A 5,635-nucleotide genomic window follows, 5' to 3' on the forward strand; every position below is an offset into this window, starting at 1 on the left:
ATCATGGGGCAATCGGGCGTTCAAGGACTGGCAGCACTGTCAGTGATGACGCCGGTTGAATCTATCTCATTGAGTTTACTGATTGGCCTTTCGAATGCGGCAGCGGTTCTGGTGGGTAATCAACTTGGCGCAAAGAATAATGAAGCGGTTTATTACCAAGCGTTAGGCTTAACGATTTTGTGTTTCTTGACCAGTATCGTGGTCGCGATTTTTCTTTACTTCGTACAAACGCCAATACTGAATGCTTTTAGTGCACTGACGGAAGAAACCAGAGCCCTCTCAGAAAAGTTCATTCTAATTTTAAGCGTGGGTATTGTTATCCGATCGGTACCGCTGACTGTCATTGTTGGTGTGTTGAGAGCGGGCGGTGATGTGAAGTTCTGCCTTTATCAAGACCTGATTGCCCAATGGGTGATCGGTATTCCGCTCGCCGCGATTGCTGCTATCTATCTGAAGTTTCCACCTGAGTGGATATATCTGCTTTTCCTCACTGAAGAAGTGCTTAAGTGGGGTGGGTCGCTCTACCGCATGAAAACAAGAAAATGGATTAAAAACTTGATAGGAAATTGAAGTAGAGCGCATCAACCCCATCACTTTATCGTTGGTGTGTGATCTATCTTTCAAAATACTTCCTCCTAACAGGGAATTAGTGTAGATTCTCATTCCAAATTCTAACTAATGTGAGCTGTTTAATGTTAAAGCTGTCAGACCTGTGTAAAGGCTATGTCGATGGGGGGGAGTTTCACCCTGTTTTGCAAGGTGCTGAATTAACATTAAACCAAGGTGATCAGCTGGCATTAATGGGAGAAAGTGGCTCTGGTAAGAGTACTTTGCTGAATCTTATCGCGGGTTTAGACCTCGCCGATTCAGGTGAAATCGCTTTCCCTCACTTCGATATGCACGACTCGACCGAGCGTGACCGCACCGCTTATCGTAGAAACAACATCGGTCATATCTTCCAGCAATTCAACTTGCTACCAACGCTTAACATTGCCGACAACATCCGTTTTTGCCGCCAGTTAAAAGGTTTACCTGAAGATAAGGGGCTCTGGAGACAGATTCTTTCTGCTTTAGACCTGATGCCTTTGCTTGGTCGTTACCCTGAAGAAGCGTCTGGTGGTCAACAACAACGCGCAGCGATTGCTCGTGCTCTGTACATGGAACCTAAAATTCTGTTAGCCGATGAACCGACGGGAAGTTTAGATGAGCGTAATGCAGAAGCGGTGATGCGTTTGCTGACCTCTTTGGCCCGTCAATTAGAATGTACCTTATTGCTGGTGACACACAGTGAGAAAGTTGCATTGCATATGGATGGCAGAATTCGCCTACAAGGAGGGCAACTGCATGTTATGGCCCGTAGTTAAAGCGCTACTTGGTCACTATCGACGTTACCCACTTCAGATTATCTTGGTATGGCTTGGTTTAACCCTAGGCGTATCACTTTTGGTTGGTGTTACCGCTATCAACCAACACGCCAAGCAAAGTTATACGCATGGCGAAAAACTCTTTTCGAATCCTCTTCCTTACCGTATTCGACCAAAACATAACGCGAATAAAATCCCGCAAGGTTTTTACATTCAGCTTCGTCGTGAAGGCTTTCAGCAGTGTTCTCCTTTTGACCACCATAGTATCACTGATGAAAATGGTGCAAACTTTATGCTTATTGGCATAGACCCTGTTTCTATGCTTCAGCTTCAGCCTGGTGCTGCCCTAAAAGAACTCACCACGTTAGATCTCATGAAACCACCATATCCGATCCTAGTGAGTGATGATCTTGCTGAACATATGGAATGGAAGGATGGGGACTACATTCCACTGATGGATGGTTCAGAGCTAGGTCCAGTGGTAGTGGACCAAAATAACCTGATTAATGGTACAAGGTTGATTGCGGATATATCTTTGCTCCGAATGCTTAAACGCAGTGCAGGGCTTTCCGTGATTGCGTGTTCAGACATGTCTCCCGAGAAGTTTGAACGTCTTAAAAACATTTTGCCCAATGGTTTGACAATCTCTCGCAGCTCTAAAGCTGAGCTTGAGTCATTGACTAGCGCTTTCCACTTAAATCTAAAAGCGATGGGCATGCTGTCGTTTGTCGTTGGCTTGTTTATTTTCTATCAAGCGATGTCGCTGTCTTTCATTCAGCGCCAACCACTCGTCGGAATCTTGAGACAAACGGGTGTGTCTGGTTGGCAACTGACTAAAGCGCTTTGCTTAGAGTTATTGTTATTGGTTCTACTGAGCTGGATCTGCGGTAATGTATTCGGTGTCATGTTGGCAAACCAACTGTTACCTGCCGTTTCTTCGAGTTTAGGTGATCTTTACGATGCGAATGTGGGCTTAACCCTTAGCTGGAGTTGGCGTTGGAGTGGTTATAGCTTATTAATGGCGTTGCTTGGTGCATTCCTAGCGTGTGCATGGCCATTGGTTCGTTTGCTGAGGTCGCAACCGATTCGTTTGTCATCTCGTTTATCTTTGATGCGCTTTGCTGGCACTGAGTTTACTTGGCAAGCATTGATTGGTTGTGGTTTCTTGGTTGCAGCTGTCGCTGTGTATCAAGCCCCACAAACGCAAGAATCTGGTTTTGCGATTATTGCCCTGATGCTCGTCAGTGTGGCTTTGTTTACGCCTTTCTTGATGTGGAAGCTGTTCAACAGTTTGTCTTATTCACTGCGTTGGGTTCGTGCTCGCTGGTTCTTTGCGGATGCCGCTTCAAGCATGAGTTATCGTGGTGTGGCGACAATGGCGTTCATGCTAGCGTTAACAGCGAATATTGGTGTAGAAACCATGGTGGGTAGCTTTAGGGATACCACCGATAAATGGCTAACACAGCGCTTGGCTGCAGACCTTTACATCTACCCAACCAACAACGCCGCTGCACGTATGAGTAATTGGCTGTCAGAACAGCCTGAAGTCGATTCAGTTTGGTGGCGTTGGGAGAAAGATGTCGCTTCCCCTGTCGGAAGTACCCAGGTGGTCAGTACTGGTCCTTCTGAAGGAGAATTAGAAGCGCTGACGATCAAGTTAGGTATTCCGAATTACTGGTACCACCTGCATCATTCGAAAGGTGTGTTGATCAGTGAATCGATGTCTCTCAAGTTAGGGATTCGCCCAGGCGACTATATAGACCTTTATGACAGTCTTGGCTCTGGTTGGCAGGTTGTTGGTGTTTATTACGATTATGGCAACCCTTACCATCAAGTCATGATGTCACATCGAAACTGGCTATCTGGGTTTGCTGGACGCGGAAATGTCGGTCTAGGCGTCATACTCAAAGATGATGTCAATTCCGTAGGACTTCGAAGTCGATTGGAAAGCGTATTCAGGCTTGGATCTGAGCGTATTTTTGATAATAACAATATTCACAGTCAGGCGATGAGAGTGTTTGATAGAACATTCGCGATAGCTGATACATTGGGTAACATCACTTTGGTCATCGCGGTCTTCGGCATCTTTTTCGCGACGGTTGCGGGTGAAGTGTCTCGACAAAGGCATATTTCATTGCAACGTTGCTTAGGGGTCTCGGCAAAAGAGCTGATTTTTACAGGCAGCTTGCAGTTGTTTGTGTTCGGACTTATTTCTTCCTTGATTGCTATCCCGCTCGGATTGGCGTTAGCCAGCTTGATCGTCGATATTGTCATTAAGCAGTCTTTTGGGTGGTCACTCGAATTACAAGTGATTCCTTGGGACTATTTGCAGACATTTGCGTGGGCCATGGCAGCATTAATGTTAGCTGGTGCATTGCCAGTGATGAGAATGATTCGGAACACACCGATGAAATCACTGAGGGATGCGCTTTAATATGCTTCAACGAAATGGCTCAAAAAAACTCAGACACCGATTTGTTTCTGCTCTATTACTGATTGGTTTCTTTGGCACTATTTTAGGTGTCTGGGCTTACTATTCCTATTTTGTCGATGTTGGCGATAAGGGCGAGAATGAGGTTAATTCAGTACTTGTAAGTGAGCACTTCAATGTGTTTGAACCTGTATTGCCAGACCGAGGCGTTTCGTTGCCTCGTGATTTCCAGTTCCACCCAGAATTCCAGCATGAGTGGTGGCATTATTTTGCGTCTCTAAAAGGGGATGATGGGAAAAAGTACTCGGTACAGTGGAGCTTCTTTCGTATAGCAACTGACGAGAGAGAAACCTGGGGGTGGCAAAGCCCGCAGGTTTATATTTCAAATGTGGTAATTTCGTCTGAATCTAAGGTTTGGAAAGAGCAACGTTTGGCGCGTGGCGGCATTGGACAGGCGGGTATGACCAGTCATCCATTTAGAATTTGGATTGATAACTGGAACTGGCGTGCTCTGGGTAACACACCGTTTCCAGGTCGCCTTCAAGTACAAACCGATACGTTTGGCCTTGAACTCGACACTATTGCGAAAGGGCCATACGTGCTCAACGGCGATAACGGCTATCAGAAAAAGCACGACTTATTGCCTGTCGCGTCTTATAACTTCAGCGCTCCGTTTTTATCTTTGAGTGGGGTTTTGAATCTCGACGGTGTAACGAAAGAAGTCGAAGGTACTGCGTGGGTGCATAAAGAGTGGGGCAGTGGTTTACTCGGAGTCGGTCAGCAAGGCTGGGATTGGTTCGTGTTTAATCTCGATGACGGTACTGCACTGAGCATTAACCGCTATCGCCACAATCAACAATTGCCTTATGTTTTTGGAACATTGGCAACTCGTTCTGGCAAAGTGTATCAGCTAACGGACTCCGACATTTCTATCAAGCCATTACAGAATACGACGCTAATGAATGGTAGAAGAATGCCGCTCCAATGGATTATTAACGTGCCACAACACGATATCAATCTCACTACGCGTATCAAACGTAGGGATATGTGGCTGCCTTTTGTCATACCCTATTGGGAAGGGCCAATTATGGCGAGCGGAAGCCATGAAGCAACAGGCTTTATGCAGTTAACTGGCTACTAAAAAACACTTAAGGCTATAATTTGATAGCCTTTTTTTATGTTTGATATTCCGACAACCCTCGAATTATTTGTGCATACAGCCTTGGTGAACTCATCTATACTTAATTCATGGTGCATAACAACATTATGGAATATACGACGTATTGTTTAGTATTTGTAGGAAAAACCGAAGTTAAACATCCGAAGAAGTGATTATCTATCGATAGAGCTTGGATATAAACTCGTGGTTATTCTTTGTTATTCGTTTATTTAAATAATAAATATAAGGGCGAAATCATGACCGACGTCATCCGTGACTTCTTTAAATTGGAATCTGCTGGCGGCATCATACTAGTCATCGCTGCGGCGATCGCAATGTTTGTAGCAAACTCACCATTGAACGAAATGTACCAAGGGGTACTGCACAGCTATGTTCTTGGTATGTCTGTATCACACTGGATTAACGATGGCTTAATGGCTGTCTTCTTCCTTCTAATTGGCTTAGAAGTTAAGCGCGAACTGTTAGAAGGCGCATTAAAGTCTAAAGAGACAGCAATCTTCCCAGCTATCGCAGCGGTGGGTGGTATGCTAGCTCCTGCACTTATTTACGTGCTATTCAATTCAAGTAACCCTGAAGCGCTTCAAGGTTGGGCTATCCCAGCGGCAACTGATATCGCTTTCGCATTGGGCATCATGGCTCTTCTTGGTAACCGTGTACCGG

The 5,635-nt window shown here is 45.3% G+C and carries 5 protein-coding genes; all 5 read left to right on the forward strand.

The genetic code is table 11. The features are described from left to right. A partial coding sequence (locus AB4653_RS06465) for an MATE family efflux transporter (protein ID WP_372103619.1) occupies positions 1-570 on the forward strand: 570 nt, incomplete at its 5' end. Positions 571-692: 122 nt separating this feature from the next. After that, the gene (locus AB4653_RS06470) at positions 693-1,364 is read left to right on the forward strand and encodes an ABC transporter ATP-binding protein (RefSeq protein WP_009847080.1); all 672 of its coding nucleotides are present in this window, start codon (positions 693-695) and stop codon (positions 1,362-1,364) included. After that, positions 1,345-3,798, forward strand: coding sequence for an ABC transporter permease (locus tag AB4653_RS06475; protein WP_170962736.1), 2,454 nt, complete (start codon positions 1,345-1,347; stop codon positions 3,796-3,798). The genes AB4653_RS06470 and AB4653_RS06475 overlap by 20 nt, the downstream gene beginning before the upstream one ends. After that, the gene (locus AB4653_RS06480; RefSeq protein WP_012604245.1) at positions 3,788-4,936 is read left to right on the forward strand and encodes a lipocalin-like domain-containing protein; all 1,149 of its coding nucleotides are present in this window, start codon (positions 3,788-3,790) and stop codon (positions 4,934-4,936) included. The genes AB4653_RS06475 and AB4653_RS06480 overlap by 11 nt, the downstream gene beginning before the upstream one ends. 275 nt (positions 4,937-5,211) lie before the next feature. Beyond that, on the forward strand, positions 5,212-5,635 hold a 424-nt coding region (locus AB4653_RS06485; protein WP_372103622.1), incomplete at its 3' end, for a Na+/H+ antiporter NhaA.

The organism is Vibrio sp. 10N.222.48.A3, assembly GCF_041475345.1.
GTDB lineage: Bacteria > Pseudomonadota > Gammaproteobacteria > Enterobacterales > Vibrionaceae > Vibrio > Vibrio tasmaniensis_A.